The sequence below is a fragment of the Rathayibacter sp. VKM Ac-2762 genome, from assembly GCF_009866585.1.
GTDB lineage: Bacteria > Actinomycetota > Actinomycetes > Actinomycetales > Microbacteriaceae > Rathayibacter.
This window is the reverse complement of record NZ_CP047419.1, coordinates 1,300,943-1,322,035: the sequence shown is the minus strand read 5'-3', so window position 1 is coordinate 1,322,035 and position 21,093 is coordinate 1,300,943. Positions and strand designations below refer to the sequence as shown.

Genomic DNA, 21,093 nt, shown 5'->3' with positions numbered 1-21,093 from the left:
GCGGCGTCCGGACTGAGAGGCCGGAGCGGCATGCACGGCGTCTCCCCGACCGCCCGCAAGGGCGGCGGCAGGCCGGCTCCCTAGCGTCGGTGGATGTGACCCACTCCGCTCCGCTCGCCCGCTGGTGGCGCGAACCCTGGTGGGCGCGGCTCACCCTCCTCGCGATCCTCTGCGGTTCGACGGCCCTCACCGGCTGGAATCTCGCCCGGGGCGGAGACGCCGTCTTCTACGAGGCGGCGGCACGGTCGATGTCGGAGTCGTGGCACGCGCTGGCGTTCGGAGCCTTCGATCCCGCCGCCACGGTGACGCTGGACAAGCTGGCGGGGTTCGCGGTGCCGCAGGCGCTGAGCATCCGGCTGTTCGGCATGTCGACGTCGTCGATCGCGCTGCCGCAGCTGATCGAGGGGCTGATCACGGTCGCGGCGTGCTCGGTCGTCGGGCTCCGGTGGGGCGGCCGGGGGCTCGGGCTGGTCGCGGCGGCAGCGGCGGCGAGCACGCCGATCTTCGTGTCGATGTTCGGGCACCCGATGGAGGACGGGCTGCTCACGGCGGCACTCGCCGTGGCGCTGGTGTGGTGGCAGCGCGCGGTGCTGACCGGGCGGTGGTGGCCGCTCCTGATGACCGGGCTGTCCATCGGGATCGGCTTCCAGGCGAAGATGATGCAGGCCTGGTTCGTCCTGCCGGCGCTCGTGGCGGCGACTCTCGTCGGGGTGCACGGGTGGCGCCGAGCCCTCGCCTGGGCGGGCGGGCTCCTGGCCGTCGCGGTGGGCGCCTCCGTGGCGTGGACGGTCGCGATCCAGGCGGTGCCCGCGGGCGGCCGGCCGTACATCGACGGGTCGACGGGGAACGACGTGCTCGCGATGGTGTTCGGATTCAACGGGCTCGACCGGCTGATCTCGGGCGCGGTGCCCGGCGCCGTCGTCGCGTCCGCCCACGTCGCGGCGATGGGCGGAGCGGCGGGATCGTCGCCGGTGAAGCTTCTGCTCGCGCAGTACGCGACCCAGGTGGGCTGGCTGTACCCCGCGGCGCTCGCGGGGCTGATCCTGGGGGCGGTGCGCTGGCGGCCGCGGCGGGGGAGCACCCGCGGTCCGTTCGCCCTCCTGGTCCTGACCGCGGTGTGGCTGGCGACGGCGGCGGCGGTGCTCTCGGTGGCGACGGTGCCGCACACCGCCTACGTCGCGGCGATCGGAGTGCAGCTGGCGCTCCTCGCGGCGCTGGGCTGGGCGGAAGCGGTGCGGCTGCTCGCGTCGACCCGGGTCGTCGCGCGGCTGGCGCTGCCGCTCCTCCTCGTCGCGCAGACGGCGTGGAGCGCGGTGCTCGCCGTGGGCGGGCAGCTGCCCGCGGTGCTGGGCCTGCCGTTCGCGGCGCTCGCCGGAGCAGGGCTCGTCGTGGTCGCGGTGGCGGCGCGGCGACGGAGGGGCGGTGCGGTGGAGCGAGCGGTCGGGAGCCGGAGGGAAGCGGCCCGCCGTCGTCCCGTCGCGCTCTCGGCAGCGGTCGTGATCCTGGCCGGGCCGGTCGCGTTCAGCCTGCAGGTGCTCGACGCGTCCCTCGACGGGTCGGGCGGCGACGCGCTCGTCGGCCTGCGCTTCCCGCAGCGGGCCGAGACCTCGGCTCCGTTCGCGGTCTCATCGCCGGACGCGGTCGGCGGGCACGACTCGATGACCGCCGACGAGACCGGCCTGGTCGCCGCCGCTCGTGCCGCCGGCGGCGGGGTGGACGGCGCGCCCCTGTTCCTCACCGACTCCTGGGCGATCTCGGCGCCGATCATCACGGCGACCGGCGCGAGCGTGCTCACCGACGGCGGCTACTCCGGCCAGGCGCGGGTCTTCACCGAGCAGGACGTCACCCGGATGATCACGGCAGGACGCACGCCTCTGCTGGTGCTGAAGAACTCCGCTCCGCCGACCGAGTCGGTGCGGAAGGCCGCAGTGGCGGACGGGTGCACCGAGCTGCAGGAGTGGGGGCCGGCGGCGACGGCGTCGGGGGAGCACGCCTCCGCGGTCACCGGGTTCTCCTTGTGGAGGTGCGGACCGGTGCCGCAGAGCTCGGCGGGCGGGGTGGCGGCTGTCGGCCGGTGACGGCATCGGGCGAATCTCGCGTCGATGCGATCGCGACCCCGGCGGAACGGCGAGGAGCGGCTGCCGTCGTCCTGCCGCTCGCAGGATCGGGGCGGGCCGAGGAGGTCGGGTCCGCGAGCGGGACGGCCCCTGGCGCCTCGTCCGCGCGATGCCGGCCCGCCGCCTATCCTTGAGGGCGATGTCGAACTCCCGCGCCGAGGCCGCCTACCTGCGCTCCCTCGGCGCCTTCCGGACGCCGACCCTCGATCTCCTCCACGGCCGCTACGCGCCGTTCGTCGTCGCCGCCCTGTCGCTCGTGTTCACCGTCGACCGGCAGGCCGTGGCGGTCGCCGACGCGCACGCCGAGGTGGGGGAGCTGCTCGAAGAGCTGCGCTCGGCCGGGTACGACGAGGGCGAGCGCGCGCTGCCGAGCGGCACGGCGCGCGAGGTGTGCCGCTACTGGGTCCGCGTCGGCTGGCTCGTGCCGCAGATCGAGGGCGAGGCCGAGGTCTACCGGCTGAGCGCCCACGCCGTGAGCGCCCTCGAGATCACCGGGCGCACCGGAGGCGGACGCACGCGCGTCTCGAACTCGCGGGTGCGCACTCTGCTGGAGGCGGTCGAGCGGCTGGCCGCGGACGTCGAGCCCGACCCGGAGGCCCGGCTCTCGCGGCTCCGCGAGGAGCGGGCGCGCCTGGACGCCGAGATCGCCGCCCTCGAGGAGGGCGCCGGTCTCGAGCCGGCCGACGACGAGCAGCTCCTGGAGGAGGCCGAGAACGTGGTGCACCTCGCCCGCGAGCTGCCGGCCGACTTCGCGCGGGTGGCGGAGTCGATCAAGGCGATGCAGCGCGACGTGGTCGCGGATCTGCGCCGCGACGTCCGCCCGACCGGCGAGGTGCTGCGGGAGTACCTCGAGCGCGGGCAGCACGTGATGCAGGCGACCAGCGAGGGCCGTGCGTTCGCCGGAGCCCTCCGCCTCCTGGGCGACCCCGAGCGGATCGACGCGCTCGCCGACCAGCTCCACACGGTGCTCGTGCAGCCGTTCTCCCGCCTGATGGACCCGGCCCAGCGCGGGGAGCTGGCCGCGATCGGCCGCCGGGTGGAGCTGGGCGTGCAGGAGGTCCTGACCGCGCAGCGTCGCGCGTCCCACGTCATCACGGGCCAGGTCCGCACCCACGACCCCGCTCGCGACCGCCAGGTGGACGAGCTGCTGCGCGACGTGATGGCGGGGCTCCAGGAGTGGACGGGCGGGATCTCGCCGGACGCGCCGGTCACGCCGCTGCGGCACCTGCCCGTCGCCGGGATCGGCCACCTGCGCCAGACCCTGGGAGACGTGCGTCCGGCCGGCGGGCCGGCGCCCCTGGCCGGAGACGACGGCGACGCCGAGTTCGTCGGCGACGACAGCCGGGCCTGGGGCGGTCCCCGCTACGCGGAGCTCGAGGCCTACGTGGCGGAGCTCGGCGACGAGTTCGATCTGGCGGACGCGTTCAGCGCGGCTCCGGAGGACACTCGACGGCCCGTCGACCTGCTCGGGCTGCTCGAGATCGCGCACCGGACGGGCCTCGTCGACCGCGAGGGCTACTCCGTCGTGAGCACGCGCCGACCCGACGGGACCGTGCGCCGCTTCGCCTTCGGATCCGTGACCGCCCGCACCGAGGAGGAGACCGACGATGAGTGACACCCTGGCGACCGACGGGCCCGCCGCCGATCCGTTCATCGCGCCCGTGTCGATGGAGGAGGACCCCGACGAGCTCTTCCCCGGCGACCGCGGCGTCCTCGACACCGAGGTGCGCCGGGTGCTCGTGCACGTGCTGCAGCGCCGCTTCCTCCTCGCCGACCGCCACCGCGAGCAGTGGGCCGTGCTCCAGGAGCACCGGCAGCTGATCGAGTCGCGGCTGAACGACCTGTTCGTGCGGCTCGTCGTCGACCACGAGCGCGGGGTCGCCTACAAGCAGCAGGTGCGCTCCGACGAGGTCGAGATGCCGGTGCTGCTGCGCGACCTCCCCTACACCCGCGCCGAGACGCTGGTCCTGGTGCACCTGCGCACGGTCCATCAGCGGGAGTCGGCGGCCGGCGAGGCGTCGGCGCGCGTGGACGTCGAGGAGGTCGAGCAGACGGTGCTCAGCTACTTCGCCGACGCCGAGCGCGACACCGCCCGCCGGCAGCGCATGGTCCGCAAGGCGCTGGAGCGGCTCGGGCGCGACGGCATCGTCGACGAGGAGTCCGCAGGGCGGTACCGGATCAGCCCGATCGTGGAGATCGTGCTGAGCGCGCCGAAGCTGCGGGAGCTGAGCGACTGGCTGCGCGGGCGGGCGGGCGAAGACTCGGTGGTCGCAGAAGCGGCGCTCGCCGAGGAGCCCGGCTCGGACGATCCGGAGCAGGCGGACGACGACGCGCTCGAGGACGACGGCCTCGACGAGGACGCGGACCCGCCCACGGACGGCGTCCTGCCCGGGACCGATGTCGCGGACGACGAGCCGGCCGACGACGAGCCGCTGGACGACGAGCCGACCGACGACGACACCCCCGACCCGGAGGACGACCCCCGATGACGATGCTCGACACCCTCTTCGGCCTGATCCCCGCCGCCTCCCGCGGTCAGCAGTGGCTCGCCGAGGACCTGCAGCTGGTCAACTGGGGCGGCTACGACGGCGCGCACCGGGTCCGCTTCTCGCCCGGCGCCACGCTCCTCTGCGGCGGCTCCGGCTCCGGCAAGTCCACGCTGATGGACGCCTACATCGCCCTGATGATGCCGCACACCACGCCGTTCAACGGCGCCTCGAACGGCGGAGTGACGGGCCGTCCGCGCGGCGAGGACCAGCGCAACATCCTCTCCTACGCGCGCGGCAAGCTCGACGAGTCGCGCACGGACGAGGGCACGACCATGCGCGTCCTGCGCGGCGACGGAGTCGACACCTGGACCGCCGTCGCGATGACCTGGGTCGACCACGACGGCTCGCGCTTCAGCGCGGTCCGCGCCTGGTACGTCCCGGCCGGCTCCCGGGTGCTCGAGGAGACCGTGCGGATCCGCGCGAGCGCCGAGGGCCCGGTCGACCTCGCCGCGCTCGACCGGGCGGCGGCGCACCGCTTCTCCGACGCGTCGCTGCGCGCGGCGGGCCTGGATCCGCTCGGCACCGATCGCGAGTTCTCGGCGCGTCTGCACGCGGTGCTCGGCATCGGAGCGGCGGGAGCCGGATCGAAGGCGATGAGCCTGCTCGCCCGCATCCAGGCCGGTCAGCAGATCACGACCGTCGACGACCTCTACAAGCGGCTCGTGCTCGAGGAGCCCGAGACCCTGGCCTCCGCCGACGCGGTCGTCGCCCACTTCGACGAGCTCGAGAGCACCCGGCAGCGGATGCTCACCGCGCGCCAGCAGGTCGCGGCACTCGAGCCGTTGCGGGGCCAGCGCCTGCGCATCGCCGCGTCCGCGGAGCGCGTGCGCCTCATCGACGCGCTCGGGGAGTTCGACGCCCCGGTGTCGCCGGCGGCCCTGTGGCGCGCTGAGCAGCGCCTCGGTCTGCTGCGCGACGTCGAGGTCGAGCTGCGCGAGCGCACCCGCGCCGTCGACGCCGTGCTCCGCGAGAAGCGGGCGCTCGCCGAGGCGGCGGAGTCGGAGCGGGACGGGCTCGCCGAGGTGCTGCGGGCCTCCGGCGGCGACCGCCTCGAGACGGCCCAGCGCGAGCTCCGCGAGGTGGAGCGGCGGCTGGGCGCGGCGCGCGAGAACCGCGCCCGGCTCGAGGAGGACCTGCGCGCTCTCGGCGAGCCGGAGACCACCCGCGAGCGGTTCGAGGCGGTGCTCGCCCGGGCGGCGAGCGCGCCCGACGCCAAGCGCAGCACCCGTGCGGCCTGGTCGGACGCGGTCGCCGAGCGGAAGGCCGCGGCGCGCGAGCTCGCCGAGCTCGAGGCGGAGCAGCGCTCGGCCTCGGACCGTCGGGACAGCATCCCCCGGCCTCTGCACGAGGCGCGCGAGCGGATCGCGGAGGCAGCCGGCCTCACCGCCGACGACCTGCCCTTCGTCGGCGAGCTGGTCGAGGTGCGTGCCGAGTTCGAGCCCTGGCGCGAGGCGTTCACGCTCGCCCTCGGCGGCTTCGCGACGACGCTGATGATCGACTCCGCCCACCTCGACCGCTTCCGCCGCGCCATCGACTCCCTCCGGCTCCCGGTCCGGCTCCGCTACGAGGGCGTGGAGACCGGGCTCGAGGAGGTGCGGGGCCTCGACCCGCAGACGCTGCCCGGGCGCCTCGACTACCGCGCCACCGCCTTCACCGGCTGGCTGCAGGACCGGCTCGAGGACCGCTTCGGCTACGTGTGCGTCGACAGCGCTGCGGAGCTCGGACGCCATCGGCTCGCCCTGACCCTCACCGGTCAGCTCTCGCAGGGGCAGCGCGGTGCGCACGGCGGCCACGGCGCCGCGAACGTCCTCGGTTTCTCCAACTCCCGTCGACTCCGCGAGCTGAACGCCCTGGTCGAGGCGGCCCGGGCCCGCAGCGCGGCGGCCGTCTCGGCGGCGTCGGCGGCGGAGGAGGCCCTCGATGCGCTCGACGACCGGATGACGCGCCACGCCCGCCTCGCGCTGGTGAGCTGGGAGACGGTCGACGTCGAGTCGCTGCTCGCCGAGCAGGAGCGCTGGGAGGCGGTCGGCGCCGAGGCTGCGGAGGCGAACCCCGAGCTCGCCGGGCTGCAGGAGCAGATCGACGGGCTGCGCGGCCGCCTCGAGCGCCTCCGCCAGGAGATCGCCCGCGCCGGTGTGGAGCGCGAGCGGATCGAGGCGGAGTGGGCCGTCGTGGTCGACGACGTCGACGCGAGCCAGGCGGTTCTCGATGCGGCGGAGCGCGCAGGACGCGAGCTCGACGACGACCAGCGCGCTTTCCTGGGCGCCCGGTTCACGCTGACCGGGGCCGCGGCGTCCGGCAGCGCCTCGGACGTCCTGGTCCGCTTCGACGCAGCGCTCGCCACGGCGGCGCAGCGACTGGCGGAGGACCGCCGCTCCGCGGCCGAGTCGCACGAGCAGCAGCGCGAGAGCGCCGGCCGGATCATGGCCGGCTTCCTCGACCGCTGGCCGAACCCCAACCTGCTCGCGGACCCCGAGGCCTCCGCGGGCGACTTCGAGCGGCTGCTCGACGCCCTCGAGACCAGCGGCCTGCACCGGCTCGAGACCGAGTGGCGCGACAGCCTGCTCACGCTCTCCGGCAACGACCTCACGAGCTTCGACTCCACGCTCGGCCGCTCGCTGCGGGAGATCCGCGAGCGGATCGAGCCGATCAACGTGATCATGCAGGATCTGCCGTTCTACGACGACGGCCACCGCCTGCAGATCACGACGCGCGAGAACCAGTCGGAGGTGCGCCGTCGCTTCCGCCGCGAGCTCCGCGAGGTGCGCGCGCAGATCCAGGCCGTGTCCGCGGAGGAGGAGCGCGAGCAGGTCTACCGGCGGATGTCCCGGCTCATCCAGCGGCTGCGGCGCACCGCGCCCGACTTCGGCGACCTCGTCGACGTCCGCAACCACGTCCGGGTCAGCGCCGAGCGCGTGGACGCCGTCACCCGAGCGCACGTGGCGCTGTACGACCACATCGGCGAGAAGTCCGGCGGGGAGTCGCAGGAGCTGATCGCCTTCATCGTCGGGGCAGCGCTGCGCTACCAGCTCGGCGACGCGGGAGCCGACCGCCCCCGGTACGCCCCGGTCTTCATGGACGAGGCGCTGATCAAGGCCGACGCCCACTTCACCAAGCGGGCGATCGGTGCGTGGCGCGGTCTCGGCTTCCAGCTCGTGATCGGCGCCCCGAACGACAAGTACAGCGCGATCGAGCCGCACGTCGAGGTGGAGTACGACATCCTCAAGGACACGCGCGGACGCTCCTGGGCCAGGCCGAAGGTGGGCCTGGCCCCCTAGGGCTGCGTGCCGATCTTCGCGTGGCTGCGCGAGTAGGCGAAGTAGATCGCGAAGCCCACGGCCAGCCAGATCAGGAAGCGCAGCCAGGTCTCGATCGAGAGGTTGAGCATCAGGTAGGTGCAGATCAGGGCGGAGAGCAGCGGGAGCCACGGGTTCAGCGGGACCCGGAAGCCGCGCTTCAGGTCGGGCCGCTTGCGGCGCAGCACCACGACGCCGACCGAGACCAGCACGAACGCCGAGAGCGTTCCGATGTTGACCATCTCCTCGAGCACGCCGATCGGGGTGAGCCCGGCGAGCAGCGCGACGACGATGGTCACGACCACGGAGGTGAACCACGGCGTGCGCAGGCGCGGGTGGACGGTGGCCAGGCGCCGGGGGAGGAGCCCGTCGCGCGCCATCGCGAAGATGATGCGCGTCGCTCCGATCAGCAGCGTCAGCACGACGGTGGTCAGGCCCGCGACGGCGCCGGCCGAGATGACCGTCGCCATCCAGGTCTGCCCGTGGTAGGCGAACGCGTTGGCGAGCGCGGCCGACGGGTCGAGCTCGCGGTAGGGGACCATGCCGGTCACGACGAGGGCGACGGCGCAGTACAGGACCGTGCAGATGATCAGCGAGGCGATGATGCCGATGGGCAGATCGCGCTGGGGGCGGCGGGTCTCCTCCGCGGTCGTCGCGACGACGTCGAACCCGATGTAGGCGAAGAACACCAGGGAGGCGCCGGCGATGATGCCGCCGACCCCGAACGTGGCCGGCTCGATGCCCGAGAGGAACTGGAGCAGCGGCTGGGTCAGACCGGACGCGGACGGCGAGGGCTCGGCGGCGGGGACGAACGGGGTGTAGTTGGCGGTGTTCACGAACTGCAGGCCCGCGATGATGACGAACAGGACGATGAACAGCTTGATCGCGACGAGCACCAGGTTGACGCGCAGCGATTCCTTGATCCCGAAGGTCATCAGCGCGCCGAGCACGAGGACGAGCAGGATCGCCGGCACGTCGACCACGCCGCCGTAGGTGAGCGCCGGCGGGAGAGTCACTCCCAGCTGCTGCAGCAGCGACCCGAGGTACGCGCTCCACCCCTGCGCGACCACGCTCGCTCCGAGGAACAGCTCGAGGATCAGGTCCCAGCCGATGATCCAGGCGAAGAGCTCGCCGAGGGAGGCGTAGGAGAAGGTGTAGGCGGAGCCCGACACCGGGACCGTGGAGGCGAACTCGGCGTAGCACATGGCCGCGAGGGCGCAGGCGAAGGCGGCGACGACGAAGCTCAGGACGATCGCCGGTCCGGCGATGTCATGGGCGGCGCGGCCGGTGAGGGTGAAGATGCCGGCGCCGATGACGACTCCGACGCCGAAGACCGTGAGGTCGAGCGCGGTCAGCGACTTCTTGAGCTTGTACTCGGGCTCATCGGTGTCGGCGATCGACTGCTCGACGGACTTGGTGCGGAGGAGGCTCACGGTGGTTCTCTCTGTGGGCTGCGGTATGGAGGCGCGAGGGCCACTGGGGAGGATAGCGGGGCGGGCCCCTCTGCCGCGCCGGGCGTCGCGCGAGTACGCTTCCCGGCCATGAGCAGGATCTTCTCCGTGGCGTTCGCCGACGTGCACCCCCTCTACGTGGCGAAGGCGGAGCGCAAGGGCCGGACGAGGGAGGAGGTCGACGAGGCGGTCCGCTGGCTCACCGGCTTCTCGGACGAGGAGCTGGCCCGGCACCTCGAGAGCAGGACGACCTTCGAGGAGTTCTTCGCGGCGGCGCGCCTGCCTCCGCAGGCCTCGGCGATCACGGGGGTGATCTGCGGCGTGCGGGTCGAGACGATCGAGGATCCGCTGATGCAGCGCATCCGGTACCTCGACAAGCTGATCGACGAGATCGCGAAGGGACGGCCGATGGCGAAGGTGCTGCGGGCTCCCGCGGCCGGCTGAGCCGCCGGCCCCGAGCGCTCCTCCACAGGCGCCGATCCGCTCCGGTTCTCCCCGGTCCGGGCCGGCGGGATCTCGCGCCGCCGGCGACGCGAGCAGGGTGTCGGACATGACATCCACACAGCGAACCCCTGCTCCTCCGTCCCGCCGCCGCGATCCCGAAGTCCTGCGGGCGAGCGCGATCCAGGACCTCCTGGCGGCCGTCCCCTCCATCATCGGCATCCGTCCGGAGGAGTCCGTCGTGGTGGTGCCGTTCCTCGGCACGCGCGCCGGGGGAGGCTTCCGGATCCCGCTCCCGGAGACGCTGCGCGGGATGGAGGCGGAGGCGCTGGCGGGCGGCTGCGCGGCCATGATGGAGACGATGCCGCGGGCCACCGGTGTGCTGGTGGTGGTCTGCACCCGTGCGGGCTACGCCGAGGAGCGGGGGATCCCGCATCTCGACCTCGGCCACGCGGTGCTCCGGCGCCTGGAGCGCACGCGCCTGGACATCATCGCCGTGGCCTGCATCGCCGCCGACGGATGGGGGCGCTACACGGACGCCGAGGAGTGCCGCAGGCCACGTCCGCTCCTCGAGATCGAGCGGAGCGAGACCGGCGTCCTCGCCCGAGCGGTGGCCGACGAGCCACTGGACATCGACGCGCTCTCCGTGCTGCCGCCGGTCGCCGAGGAGGATCGCGCGCTCGTCGCGGAGGTGCTCCGCCGGCCGCCCCTGGTCGGCGACACGGAACGGCTCGTCGAGCGCTGGCTCAGCGGACCGCGGGACGTCCGCCGCGAAGGACTGATCGTGCGGACCCTGCAGTCGCCGCCCCTCCGCGACCGGGTGACCGTGCAGATCGCGCGGAGCCCGCAGGCAGGAGTGCGAGTGCCGCCCGGCGCGGTGGGCGACGCCCGCGCCGGAACGGACGACGACCACGACCTCGAGCTGTCGGCCCTGCTGCTCGGCAGCGGGCGTGCTCCGGAGCGCGGCCGTCTGGCGCGGGCGACCGGGCTCCTCGCCCGCGCCGCCGCGCTGGCGCCGGAGGAGGCGCGCTCCTCCGTGCTCACCGTTCTCGCGTGGTGCTGGTGGGCGAGGGGTGTCTCGAGCCTCGCCGGGCTCCACCTCGACGAGGCGCTGCGGCTCGACCCCGACGACTCGATGGCCCGGCTCTACGCCTCGCTGTTCGCGGCCCGCCCCCTGCCGGACTGGGTGCTCGCGGCCGCTGCCGAGGCGCTCGACGCCGCGAGCGCCTGAGGTCGGGCGCCGGTCGGTGCGCTCGCCCCGGAGACGGATGCTCTTGCGCGGGGGAGGGGACGGCCCTAATGTGCAACCACATGGTTGTACGAATGGACGCCGACATCGACCTGCTCTTCCGGGCGCTGGCCGACAGCACCCGCCGCGACATCGTCGCCCGGGTGCTGGTCGGCGAGCAGTCCGTCTCCGCACTCGCGGCGCGCTACGAGATGTCGTTCGCGGCGGTGCAGAAGCACGTGGCCGTCCTCGAGCGGGCGGCACTCGTCCGCAAGCGGAGGAGGGGGCGGGAGCAGCTGGTGCAGGGCGAGGTCGCCGCAGTGCGGCGGGCGTCGCGCCTGCTCGACGCCTACGAGCAGCTGTGGGCGGGGAGGATCGACCGCATGTCGGACCTCCTCGACGAGGAGTGACACCCGCGAGCCGACCGGCGCGCGGGATCTGCTGGAGGGAGAGGCGCGATGAGCGTGCTGCAGTCCGTGAAGGACATCGAGGAACTGACCCTGACCGTGACCGCCGAGTTCGACGCGGGGATCGAGCGCGTCTGGCTCCTCTGGACGGATCCGCGCCGCCTCGAGCGCTGGTGGGGGCCGCCGACCTGGCCGGCGTCCTTCGAGCGGCACGAGCCGGTCGAGGGCGGACGGAGCGCCTACGTCATGACGGGACCGGACGGCGAGCAGGCGCGCGGCTGGTGGCGCGTGACCCGCGTGGAGGAGCCGACGCGGTTCGAGTTCGAGGACGGCTTCGCCGACGAGCGCGGCGACCCGGTCGACGCGCTGGGGATCACCCGGGCCACGGTCACCCTCGACGAGATCGAGCCGGGGCGCACGCGGATGGTCCTCAGCAGCCGTTTCGAGTCGGTCGAGCAGCTCGAGCAGATGGTCCAGATGGGCATGGAGGAGGGACTCCGCCAGGCGATGGGGCAGATCGACGCGATCCTGCTCGAGGACTGAGTCGGCGCCGATGGAGGTTCGGCGCTCGCCGCGCCGAGCCTCCGGGCGGAGGAGCCGTCCGCGCTACTGCTCGGGGTCGGTGAGGGCGGCGGCGTAGGCGCGGACGGAGCGCTGGTACCGGGGGAGCCCCGGAGCCAGCGCCTCCAGCGCGATCCGCAGGGCCTCGTCGACGCGCCCGGCGCTGTGCAGGGCGAGCGCGAGGAACACCTCCCGCGCGGAGCCCACCGCGGGGTGCGCAGCGGCGCCGGCGAGGAGGTCGATCGCCTCATCGGTGCGGCCGAGGTTCCGGAGTGTCGAGGCGTACTGGATCGTCAACCGCGCCCGCCGCTCGTCATCCAGGCCGGCGGCGAGGGCGCGCTCGTACTCGACCGCCGCCTCCGCCTCGTGTCCCGCGCTGTCGAGGGCGCCGCCCAGCTCGAAAGCGGCGACTCCGTCGTGTCCCGGGTAGCGGGCTGCGAGGACGCGCATCCGCTCGACGACGCCGTCCGGGTCGTCCTGAGCGTCGAGGCGCTCGACCGCCGCGAGCCAGAGGGCGAGTGCGTCGGTCTCGGGGCGGTCGGGGTCGGAGGCGCGTGTCTCGGTCACGCCTCCGACGCTACCGCGCCCGGACAGTGCGGCGGAGCGGGGCTACGAGGCGGTCGAGTCGGCGCCGTCGTCGTCCGACCCGCCGTCGTCGGAGCCGGAGGTGCCCGCTCCGACCGGCGCGGCGCGTCGGCCGGCCTCGATCAGGGCGGTCGACGCAGCCGCTCCGCCGATCAGGGCGAACAGCGCCCAGCCGGCTCCCCACTTGCGCTTGCCGATCAGGGCGTCGAACGAGAGCGCGCCGGGGCCGTCCGCGACGATCGCGGCCGTCGCCGCGACGAGGACGGCGTTGTACTCCCACCCGCCGCCCGCGTTCCACAGGCCGTTGCTCCAGTGCACCTTGCGCACGGCGGTGACCATCGTGGCGACGAGTCCGGCGGCGGCGAGCGGAGTCGCGGCGCCGAGGGCGAGAGCGGCGCCTCCGGCCGTCTCGGTCACCGCTGCGGCGACGGCGTTGCGCCGGGCCGGGTGCATCTCCAGGCTCGACATCATCTGCTCGGTGCCGTCGAGGCCGGGGCCGTCGAACGAGCCCCGCAGCTTCTGCAGACCGTGTCCGACGAAGAGCCCGCCGACGGCGAGACGGAGAACGAGTGAGCCGACCTTCATGGTGACCTCCGGGGTGGGGTGGGGACGTGTAGTGCGAGGGTCCCGGCTGCGCCGCGCCCGGTCAAGGGGTCGCGCCCGGTGAGCGGGCCGCGCGCGAGGTGTGCGCGCGCGGGGAGGGCTCAGAGCAGCGCGTAGGCGGAGGCGTCCATCATCACGGTGCCGTCGGTGCACACCTGGAGCTCGGCGGGGGCGCGGACCGCGCCGTCCGGGGCATCGAGGACCTCGGCGACGAGGAACGCGGAGGTCCCGACCGCGCAGCCGTAGGCGCCGGGGGAGTGCCAGGCTACCCGGACGTCCGCCCGGGCGCCGGGGACGAGGATCACGGGAGCATCGGGGTTCGGGCCGGACGCGTCGGCGACCGCGCTGATCCGGTTCCCGTCGGCGTCGGTCGCGTAGACGCCGGGGATTCCCGCGAGAGCGCAGTCGGAGGAGGAGGTGCTGGTGAGCACGAGGTCGAAGGCGCTGTTCCCGGCACCCGACGCGTCGGGGTCGGGGCGGTACTCCATCGTCAGGTCGGAGCCCGTGCAGCGCGCCGCCGCCGGATCCGCGGCGGGAGAACCGGTCGACGAGGGCTCGGGGGTCGCCGTGACCGTCACGGTCACGGTGGGAGTCGGCGTCGGAGCGGGAGTCGGCGAAGAGGTCGCGGTCGCGGTCGGCGTCGGGAGCGGCGTCCGCGCGGACGGGGCTCCGCCGCTGCCCGCGCAGCCGGTGAGGACGAGGACGAGTGCTGCTGCTGCTAGCGCGGAGGCGCCGGTCCGGTGCGAGAACGTGCTCATGTCCGCAGTCTGCCACCGCCCGGACCGATCGGCCCCGCGGATCCGCGAGCATTCTCGGAGGTCCCGGTCAGGGAGGCGGAGGACGGATGGGGCGGGCGTCCGGAGGTGCCCCTCCCCGCGCCCGCCGCACCGGGGTCGGCGCTAGACGCGGACGACCATCTTCCCGGTGTTGCCGCCGCGCATCATCGAGAGGAACGCGTCCACGGCGTGGTCGATGCCGTCGACGACGGTCTCGTCGTAGGCGATCTCTCCGTCGGCGAACCAGCCGGCCATCAGCCGGTTGAACTCCGCCGCGTGGTCGAGGTAGCCGGACAGCGTGAAGCCGCGCAGCGTGAGACCGCGGGTGATGATGTTCGCCATGTTGTCGGGGCCGGGCGTCTTCTCGGTGCTGTTGTAGCCGGCGATCGCTCCGCAGAGCGCTGCGCGGCCGCCGTCGCGGAAGGCGTCGAGGGCCGCTTCGAGGTGGTCGCCGCCGACGTTGTCGAAGTACACGTCGATCCCGTCGGGCGCGGCCTCGGCCAGCTGCTCGCGGACCGGGCCGGAGTGGTAGTCGAAGGCGGCGTCGTAGCCGTACTTCTCGGTCAGCAGGGCGACCTTCTCGGCCGAGCCCGCGGATCCGACGACCCGCTCGGCTCCGAGGAGGCGCGCGATCTGGCCGGCGGCCGAGCCGACGGCTCCCGCGGCGCCCGAGACGAAGACGGTGTCGCCCTCCTTCATTCCCGCGATGGCGGTGAGCCCGACGTACGCGGTGAGTCCGGTCATCCCGAGGATGCCGAGGCGGAGCGAGAGTGGCACTCCGGGGATCTCGGGGACGACGCGGAACTGCGACGACTCGGCCTGCACGACGTCGCGCCAGCCGAGCTGGTGCAGGACCGCGCTGCCGACGGGGAACGCGGGGTCGTCGGAGACGGTCACCCGGCCGACGGCACCGCCGGTCATGGTCTCGCCGAGGGCGAAGGGCGGGGTGTAGCTCTTCACGTCGTTCATGCGGCCGCGCATGTAGGGGTCGACCGAGAGGAAGGCGTTCTCGACGCGGATCTCGCCCGCGGCCGGATCGCCGTACTCGACGGTCGCGGTCCGGAAGTCCTCGGCGACGGGCCAGCCGTCGGGGCGGTGGACGAGCTGGATCTGGGTGCTGGTGACGGTGCTCATAGGACCTTTCGTGGTGGTGGAGCGGAGGGGATCAGAGTGCGAGGCCGACGGCGAGAGCGATCAGGGCGAGCAGACCCGGGGTCATCTGGGTCAGCGCGGCGCGGCGCTTGGTCGGAGCGGAGAGGAGCAGGACGAGTGCTGCGGCGACCATCGATCCGGCGCCGGCGAACACGAGGGCCGCGCCGACGGCGGTGGCGCCGATCGCGACGGCGACGATGCCCGCCACGGTGACGACGGCGAGGAAGAGGTTGTAGAAGCCCTGGTTGTAGGCCATCTCCTTCGTCGCCTCCGCCTCGCCGGCGGTCGTGCCGAACGTCGATCGGGCGCGCGAGGTCGTCCAGAGGACCGACTCGAGCACGAAGATGTAGACGTGCAGCGCCGCGGCGAGAGCGGCGAGCACCAGTCCGAGAACGATCACGGCGGGCCTCCAGGCGATGGTCGTGATGCGGAGGGCTCCGCACCGATTGTGTAACGACCAGTCCACAATATACTGGAGCGAGCGGTCCGCGCCAGTGCGGCGCCGCAGCTGTCACCCCTCAGGAGGAGCACCGTGGGTCGCACGCAGGGCTTCGACACCGAGCAGGTCGTCCGCGCCGCCCGCGCCGTCTTCTGGGAGAGCGGCTTCGAGGAGGCGTCGCTCCCGGACCTGGAGTCCGCGACCGGACTGCGCCGCTCCAGCCTCTACCACGCCTTCGGCAGCAAGCGCGGGCTCTTCGACGCCGCCGTGCAGAGCTACCTCGACGAGGTGGTGCGGCCCCGGCTCGCCCCGCTCGTCGATCCGGGAGGGGCGTCGCCGACGGCGCTCGAGGAGTACTTCACCGGGCTGCGGGCGGCGCTCGCCGACTCCCGCACGCTCTCCGCGAGGAGCGGCTGCCTGCTGCTCAACGCCGCGGGCGCGCCGATCGCGCGCGACGACGCCGTGCGCGAGGTGATCGCCGACTACCGGGCCGAGCTGCTGGGCGCACTGCGCACCGGAGCGCTGGCCCGCTGGCCCGACGCGCAGGCGTGGGCGTCGGCTCAGGCGGACGTCCTCGTGTCGCTCCTGGTGGCCGCGCTCGTGCTGGCCCGCGTCGATCCGGCGCAGTCGCTCGCCACCGTGGACGCCGCGCTCGCGCTCGTCCGATCCTCCGCGCCCTGACGGCCGTCGCGACGAACGCCGGAGCACCGCTCTCGCGCCGGGCCCGCCCTCGCACCCGGCGCGCCGGGTCGGCCCGCACAGCACGACGCCCCCGTGCGCCTCGCGTCCCGGTGGGACGGATGCGCGCGGGGGCGTCTGACGGGCGGGGTCAGTCGGTTCCGGCGTCGAACGCCGCACCCTCCGAGGCCAGGTCGGTGGCGCGTCCGAGCGCATCGGCCGCTGCGGACCCGCCGCCCTCGGTGATCGCGTCGGCCTCGCCGATCTCGAGCTCGCCGACGAGCTCGGCGGTCGGACCGCCGACGAGGCCGGCGGCGGCGTACTGCTCGAGCCGCGAGCGGGAGTCGGCGATGTCGAGGTTGCGCATCGTGAGCTGCCCGATGCGGTCCTCGGGGCCGAAGGCGGCGTCGCCGACCCGCTCCATCGAGAGCTTGTCGGGGTGGTAGCTCAGCGCGGGGCCGGTCGTGTCGAGGATCGTGTAGTCGTCGCCGCGACGCAGGCGCAGGGTGACCTCCCCGGAGACGGCCGAGCCGACCCAGCGCTGGATGGACTCGCGCAGCATCAGCGACTGCGGATCGAGCCAGCGGCCCTCGTACATCAGGCGGCCGAGACGGCGGCCCTCCGAGTGGTACTGGGCGACGGTGTCCTCGTTGTGGATCGCGTTCAGCAGGCGCTCGTAGGCGATGTGCAGCAGCGCCATGCCGGGGGCCTCGTAGATGCCGCGGCTCTTGGCCTCGATGATCCGGTTCTCGATCTGGTCCGAGACGCCGAGCCCGTGGCGTCCGCCGATCGCGTTCGCCTCGAGCACGAGCGCGACGGCGTCCGAGAACTCGACGCCGTTCAGCGCGACAGGACGGCCGGCCTCGAAGCGCACCGAGACGACCTCGGAGGCGATCTCGACCTCGTCGCGCCACGACGCGACCCCCATGATCGGCTCGACGAGCTCGAGGCCGCTGGAGAGCTCCTCGAGGCGCTTGGCCTCGTGGGTGGCGCCCCAGATGTTGGCGTCGGTCGAGTAGGCCTTCTCGGTGGCGTCGCGGTAGGGGAAGCCGCGGGCGACCAGCCACTCCGACATCTCGGTGCGGCCGCCGAGCTCGTTGACGAACTGCACGTCGAGCCAGGGCTTGTAGATGCGCAGGCGGGGATTGGCGAGCAGGCCGTAGCGGTAGAACCGCTCGATGTCGTTGCCCTTGTAGGTCGAGCCGTCGCCCCAGATGTCGACGCCGTCCTCGCGCATGGCGCGGACGAGGAGGGTTCCGGTCACGGCGCGGCCGAGGGGGGTGGTGTTGAAGTAGGTCTTGCCGCCGGAGCGGATGTGGAAGGCGCCGCACTGCAGGGCGACGAGCCCCTCCTCGACCAGCGCGCTCTTCGCGTCGACGAGGCGCGAGATCTCGGCGCCGTACTGGGCCGCGCGGGACGGGACGCTCTCGATGTCGGGCTCGTCGTACTGGCCGATGTCGGCCGTGTACGTGCAGGGCACCGCGCCCTTCTCGCGCATCCAGGCGACGGCGACGGATGTGTCGAGGCCTCCCGAGAATGCGATTCCGACACGCTCGCCCACGGGCAGACTGCTCAACACTTTCGACATGCCTCCGATTTTAGGAGGAACGGGGACCTCCTCCGTGCCGCGGGAGGTCCGAGCCGCCTCCCGGGGCGCCCGCGCGGGGTGCGCTCCGGCCGTGGGAGCACGTCCTCCGTCGATCCGCGTCGATCGCCGACAACCCCGACCGGGGCGCGCGAGCCGGCCGGAGGCTCCGTGGTCCGGAGGCGGCGCCCGCGCAGCCGGCGCGGATCGCCCGCTCCGGCTGAGTAGTTCCGCGCGGCCCGGATGGACGGCCGTGGCGAGCGCGTGCCAGGCTCCGCTCGACCCCGGCTTCCGCCGCCGCCGCCTCCGAAAGGGCTCTCCGTGCCACGACCTCCTCATCGCCTCGCGGCGATGGCCCTCGCCTGCCTGCTCGCCGCGGGCGGTTCCGCCGCTCTGGCGCCGTCCGCCCTCGCGACGCAGGCCGTCGCCGAGACTCCGACCGCCTTCGTCCCGGGGGAGACTCCGCCCGCAGAGGCGCGCGGATCGCAGACCTACACGAACGCCCTCCTCGGCGGCGACTCGCTCGACGCGGGCGAGCGCATCTTCTCGAACGGAGACTCCGCGAGCTTCGAGATGCAGGCGGACGGCAACGCCGTGATCTACGACGCCGGGCGCCGCCCCGTCTGGAGCACCAGGACCCAGGGCACCGGAGCGACCACGGTGCGGATGCAGGAGGACGGCAACCTCGTCGTCGTGACCGGCTCCGGCACGCCCGTCTGGGCGTCCGGGACCGCGGGAGAGACCGGCGCGCTCGCCCTCATCCAGGATGACGGGCAGCTCGTGCTCGTCCGCCCGAACGGGGACACGGCCTGGTCCTCGGCCGACGAGCAGGAGCCCGAGCCGGAGCCGATCGCCGACGTCCTCGACAGCGGGCGCGAGCTCTCTCCGGGACAGCAGCTGACCGCCTCCGACGGCCGCTCGCGCGCCGCGATGCAGAGCGACGGCAATCTCGTCGTCTACGTGGACGGATCGCCGCGCTGGAGCTCCGTCACCTCCGGAGCGGGCAACCGCCTCGCGATGCAGACCGACGGGAACGCGGTGGTCTCGGCCCCCGGGTCCGGCGTGCGCTGGCAGGCGGGAACGCCCGGGAACCCGGGTGCGCGGATGCGGATGCAGAACGACGGCAACCTGGTGATCACCGCCGCCTCCGGACGGCCGCTCTGGGCGAGCTCGACCTCGCGCGCGCCTGAGATCCGCGACGTCCTCTCCTCCGGCTCGCGGCTCAGCCGGGGACAGCAGCTCACCTCTCCGGACGGCCGGTCGCGCGCCTCCCTGCAGGGCGACGGCAATCTCGCGGTCTACTCGCGGGGGGACGTCCGCTGGGGCGCCGGCACCCAGGGCGAGGGCGAGACGCTCTCGATGCAGTCCGACGGCAACGCCGTGGTCACCTCCGCCTCGGGCCGACCCCTCTGGGCCTCGGGTACGGCGGGCAACCCGGGATCCCGCCTGCAGATGCAGAACGACGGCAACCTGGTCGTCTACTCCGCCTCGGGCCGCGCGCTGTGGGCGAGCGACACTCCTCCGGCGCCGCCCGCGCCCGCCGTCCGGGACACCCTCTCCTCCGGGAACCGGCTGACCGCCGGTCAGCTGCTGCGCTCCTCCGACGGAGGGAGCGAGGCGGTCATGCAGGGCGACGGCAACCTCGTCGTCTACTCGCGCGGCTCGGCCCGCTGGGCGGCCGGCACGTCCGGAGGCGGCAACCGGCTCGAGATGCAGTCCGACGGCAACGCCGTGGTCTACGCGGGCTCCGGCGGAGCGCGCTGGCAGTCCGGCACGGCGGGCAGCCCGGGCTCCCGGATGGTCATGCAGAACGACGGCAACCTGGTGATCTACTCGCCGCAGGGCCGCGCACTCTGGGCGAGCACGCAGGCCGCGGCACCGGCGCCGGCACCGGCGCCCGGCCCGGGACGACCTGCTTATCCCGGCGACGCTGTGAACTGCGACGACTTCCCGGACCAGGCCTCAGCTCAGCGGTACTTCGACCTGTACTACCCGTACTACGGCGATGTCGCAGGGCTCGACAGGGACGACGACGGGTTCGCCTGCGAGTCCAACTGAAGGCAGCGAAGGTCCGCCCCTGCCGGAGGGGCGGGCCTTCGGCCGTCCTCGGACGACGAGAGCCGCTGCCCTCCGCTCTCAGGCCCGAGCGGTCCCCTGCAGGCCTCCGGGCCACGCTCGCGGGTATCGAGTGGCGAACACGACCCGCCTGCGGGAGAGGCTCTCCGGCGGACGACCATCGACAAGGCGCCTCGCGCACTGATGCTCCGCTGCCGCGCGAGCTCCCGCGCCGCCGGGCGACCCGGCATGCTGGGGCAGGACTCCGCCGACGACGCGGATCGGAAGGACGCCATGACCCCGACGACCCCCTCCAGCCGCGAGAGCCTGCTGGTCACCCCCGACGAGCTCGCCGAGCTCATGGCCTCCACAGAGCCGCCGCTCGTCCTCGACGTGCGCTGGCGCCTCGACCGGCCCGACGGCCGCCCGGAGTACCTCGCGGGCCACCTGCCCGGCGCGGTGCACGTCGACCTCGATCACGAGCTGGCCGCCCACGGCGAGCCGGAGGAGGGGCGCCACCCGCTGCCTCCGATCGAGGTGCTGCAGGAGGCGGCGCGCGGCTGGGGGCTCCGCCGGGGCCGGTCCGTCGTCGTGTACGACGACGCGCAGAGCGTCCCGGCCGCGCGGGCCTGGTGGCTGCTGCGGGCGACGGGAGTGGAGGACGTCCGTCTGCTCGACGGGTCGCTCGCCGGCTGGATCCGCTCGGGGCGGGAGCTCGAGACGGGCGACGTCCCGCGCGAGCGGGGCGACGTCGAGCTGGCCTACGGTCGGCTCCCGGTGCTGGACATCGACGAGGCGGCGGCGCTGCCCTCGGCGGGCGTCCTGCTCGACGCCCGCGCCCCTGAGCGGTACCGCGGCGAGGTCGAGCCGATCGACCCGCGGGCGGGCCACATCCCCGGCGCTCGGAACGCTCCCGCGTCCGCGGCGCTCGACTCCGAGGGGCGGTTCCGGCCCGCCTCCGACCTGCGCGCCGGATTCGAGGCGCTCGGCGTGCGGGAGCACGCCCCCGTCGGCGTGTACTGCGGCAGCGGCGTCTCGGCCGCGGTCGACGTCGTCGCGCTCACGCTCGCGGGCTTCGCGCCGGCGCTCTACCCGGGCTCCTGGTCGCAGTGGTCGAGCACGCCGGGCCGGACGGTGGCGACCGGCCCGGAGGCCTGAACCGCCTGCTCC

Annotated in this window: 18 protein-coding genes; 11 read left to right on the top strand and 7 right to left on the bottom strand. The window is 73.9% G+C overall.

Annotation, left to right across the window (positions count from 1 at the left end):
• Positions 1-95 precede the first annotated feature (95 nt).
• The 4 genes from GTU71_RS06245 (at position 96) to GTU71_RS06230 (ending at position 7,944) form a co-directional block, all read left to right on the top strand.
• Positions 96-2,078, top strand: coding sequence for a glycosyltransferase family 39 protein (locus tag GTU71_RS06245; RefSeq protein ID WP_159939494.1), 1,983 nt, complete (start codon positions 96-98; stop codon positions 2,076-2,078).
• A 178-nt stretch (positions 2,079-2,256) separates the two neighbouring features.
• Positions 2,257-3,732 (top strand): DUF3375 domain-containing protein, encoded by a 1,476-nt coding sequence (locus GTU71_RS06240; protein WP_159939493.1) that lies wholly within the window; start codon positions 2,257-2,259, stop codon positions 3,730-3,732.
• Complete coding sequence (locus GTU71_RS06235; protein WP_159939492.1) at positions 3,725-4,606, top strand: DUF4194 domain-containing protein; 882 nt, start codon at positions 3,725-3,727, stop codon at positions 4,604-4,606. The genes GTU71_RS06240 and GTU71_RS06235 overlap by 8 nt, the downstream gene beginning before the upstream one ends.
• A complete protein-coding gene (locus GTU71_RS06230) occupies positions 4,603-7,944 on the top strand; it encodes an ATP-binding protein (protein WP_159939491.1) in 3,342 nt (1,113 codons plus the stop codon). Before GTU71_RS06235 ends, GTU71_RS06230 begins: the two co-directional genes overlap by 4 nt.
• On the opposite strand, the gene GTU71_RS06225 is transcribed toward GTU71_RS06230, so the two are convergent.
• A complete protein-coding gene (locus GTU71_RS06225; RefSeq protein ID WP_104233381.1) occupies positions 7,941-9,395 on the bottom strand; it encodes an amino acid permease in 1,455 nt (484 codons plus the stop codon). The genes GTU71_RS06230 and GTU71_RS06225 overlap by 4 nt on opposite strands.
• Before the next feature lie 108 nt (positions 9,396-9,503).
• Here GTU71_RS06225 and GTU71_RS06220 point away from each other — a divergent pair, with 108 nt between their 5' ends.
• The 4 genes from GTU71_RS06220 to GTU71_RS06205 all read left to right on the top strand — a co-directional run bounded on the left by GTU71_RS06220 (position 9,504) and on the right by GTU71_RS06205 (position 12,032).
• Complete coding sequence (locus GTU71_RS06220) at positions 9,504-9,857, top strand: DUF2200 domain-containing protein (protein ID WP_104225408.1); 354 nt, start codon at positions 9,504-9,506, stop codon at positions 9,855-9,857.
• Between the two features lie 106 nt (positions 9,858-9,963).
• Positions 9,964-11,085: a DUF4192 family protein gene (locus GTU71_RS06215; protein WP_159939490.1), complete on the top strand. Its 1,122-nt coding sequence runs from the start codon at positions 9,964-9,966 to the stop codon at positions 11,083-11,085.
• A gap of 80 nt (positions 11,086-11,165) precedes the next feature.
• Complete coding sequence (locus GTU71_RS06210; RefSeq protein ID WP_104222609.1) at positions 11,166-11,492, top strand: metalloregulator ArsR/SmtB family transcription factor; 327 nt, start codon at positions 11,166-11,168, stop codon at positions 11,490-11,492.
• Between the two features lie 48 nt (positions 11,493-11,540).
• Positions 11,541-12,032: an SRPBCC domain-containing protein gene (locus GTU71_RS06205; RefSeq protein ID WP_159939489.1), complete on the top strand. Its 492-nt coding sequence runs from the start codon at positions 11,541-11,543 to the stop codon at positions 12,030-12,032.
• Positions 12,033-12,095: 63 nt separating this feature from the next.
• Here GTU71_RS06205 and GTU71_RS06200 read toward each other — a convergent pair whose 3' ends face one another.
• The 5 genes from GTU71_RS06200 to GTU71_RS06180 all read right to left on the bottom strand — a co-directional run bounded on the left by GTU71_RS06200 (position 12,096) and on the right by GTU71_RS06180 (position 15,566).
• Positions 12,096-12,617: a tetratricopeptide repeat protein gene (locus tag GTU71_RS06200; RefSeq protein WP_244230648.1), complete on the bottom strand. Its 522-nt coding sequence runs from the start codon at positions 12,615-12,617 to the stop codon at positions 12,096-12,098.
• Between the two features lie 42 nt (positions 12,618-12,659).
• On the bottom strand, positions 12,660-13,220 hold the full coding sequence (locus GTU71_RS06195) for a DoxX family protein (RefSeq protein ID WP_104222539.1): 561 nt from the start codon (positions 13,218-13,220) through the stop codon (positions 12,660-12,662).
• A gap of 119 nt (positions 13,221-13,339) precedes the next feature.
• Positions 13,340-13,996 carry a DUF4232 domain-containing protein gene (locus tag GTU71_RS06190; RefSeq protein WP_104269171.1) on the bottom strand — a complete coding sequence of 219 codons (657 nt, stop codon included), beginning with the start codon at positions 13,994-13,996 and terminating at the stop codon, positions 13,340-13,342.
• Between the two features lie 141 nt (positions 13,997-14,137).
• The gene (locus tag GTU71_RS06185; RefSeq protein ID WP_159939488.1) at positions 14,138-15,148 is read right to left on the bottom strand and encodes an NADP-dependent oxidoreductase; all 1,011 of its coding nucleotides are present in this window, start codon (positions 15,146-15,148) and stop codon (positions 14,138-14,140) included.
• A 31-nt stretch (positions 15,149-15,179) separates the two neighbouring features.
• The gene (locus GTU71_RS06180; protein ID WP_159939487.1) at positions 15,180-15,566 is read right to left on the bottom strand and encodes a DUF1304 domain-containing protein; all 387 of its coding nucleotides are present in this window, start codon (positions 15,564-15,566) and stop codon (positions 15,180-15,182) included.
• 132 nt (positions 15,567-15,698) lie between these two features.
• Between GTU71_RS06180 and GTU71_RS06175 the strand changes: the two genes are divergently transcribed.
• A complete protein-coding gene (locus GTU71_RS06175) occupies positions 15,699-16,286 on the top strand; it encodes a TetR/AcrR family transcriptional regulator (RefSeq protein WP_104346169.1) in 588 nt (195 codons plus the stop codon).
• A 148-nt stretch (positions 16,287-16,434) separates the two neighbouring features.
• Here the strand turns inward: GTU71_RS06175 and argG are convergent, their stop codons facing one another.
• Positions 16,435-17,871 carry an argininosuccinate synthase gene (gene argG, locus GTU71_RS06170; RefSeq protein ID WP_104222545.1) on the bottom strand — a complete coding sequence of 479 codons (1,437 nt, stop codon included), beginning with the start codon at positions 17,869-17,871 and terminating at the stop codon, positions 16,435-16,437.
• A gap of 348 nt (positions 17,872-18,219) precedes the next feature.
• Here argG and GTU71_RS16400 point away from each other — a divergent pair, with 348 nt between their 5' ends.
• On the top strand, positions 18,220-19,926 hold the full coding sequence (locus GTU71_RS16400) for an excalibur calcium-binding domain-containing protein (protein WP_159939486.1): 1,707 nt from the start codon (positions 18,220-18,222) through the stop codon (positions 19,924-19,926).
• A 291-nt stretch (positions 19,927-20,217) separates the two neighbouring features.
• Positions 20,218-21,081, top strand: coding sequence for a sulfurtransferase (locus tag GTU71_RS06160; protein WP_159939485.1), 864 nt, complete (start codon positions 20,218-20,220; stop codon positions 21,079-21,081).
• Positions 21,082-21,093 lie beyond the last annotated feature (12 nt).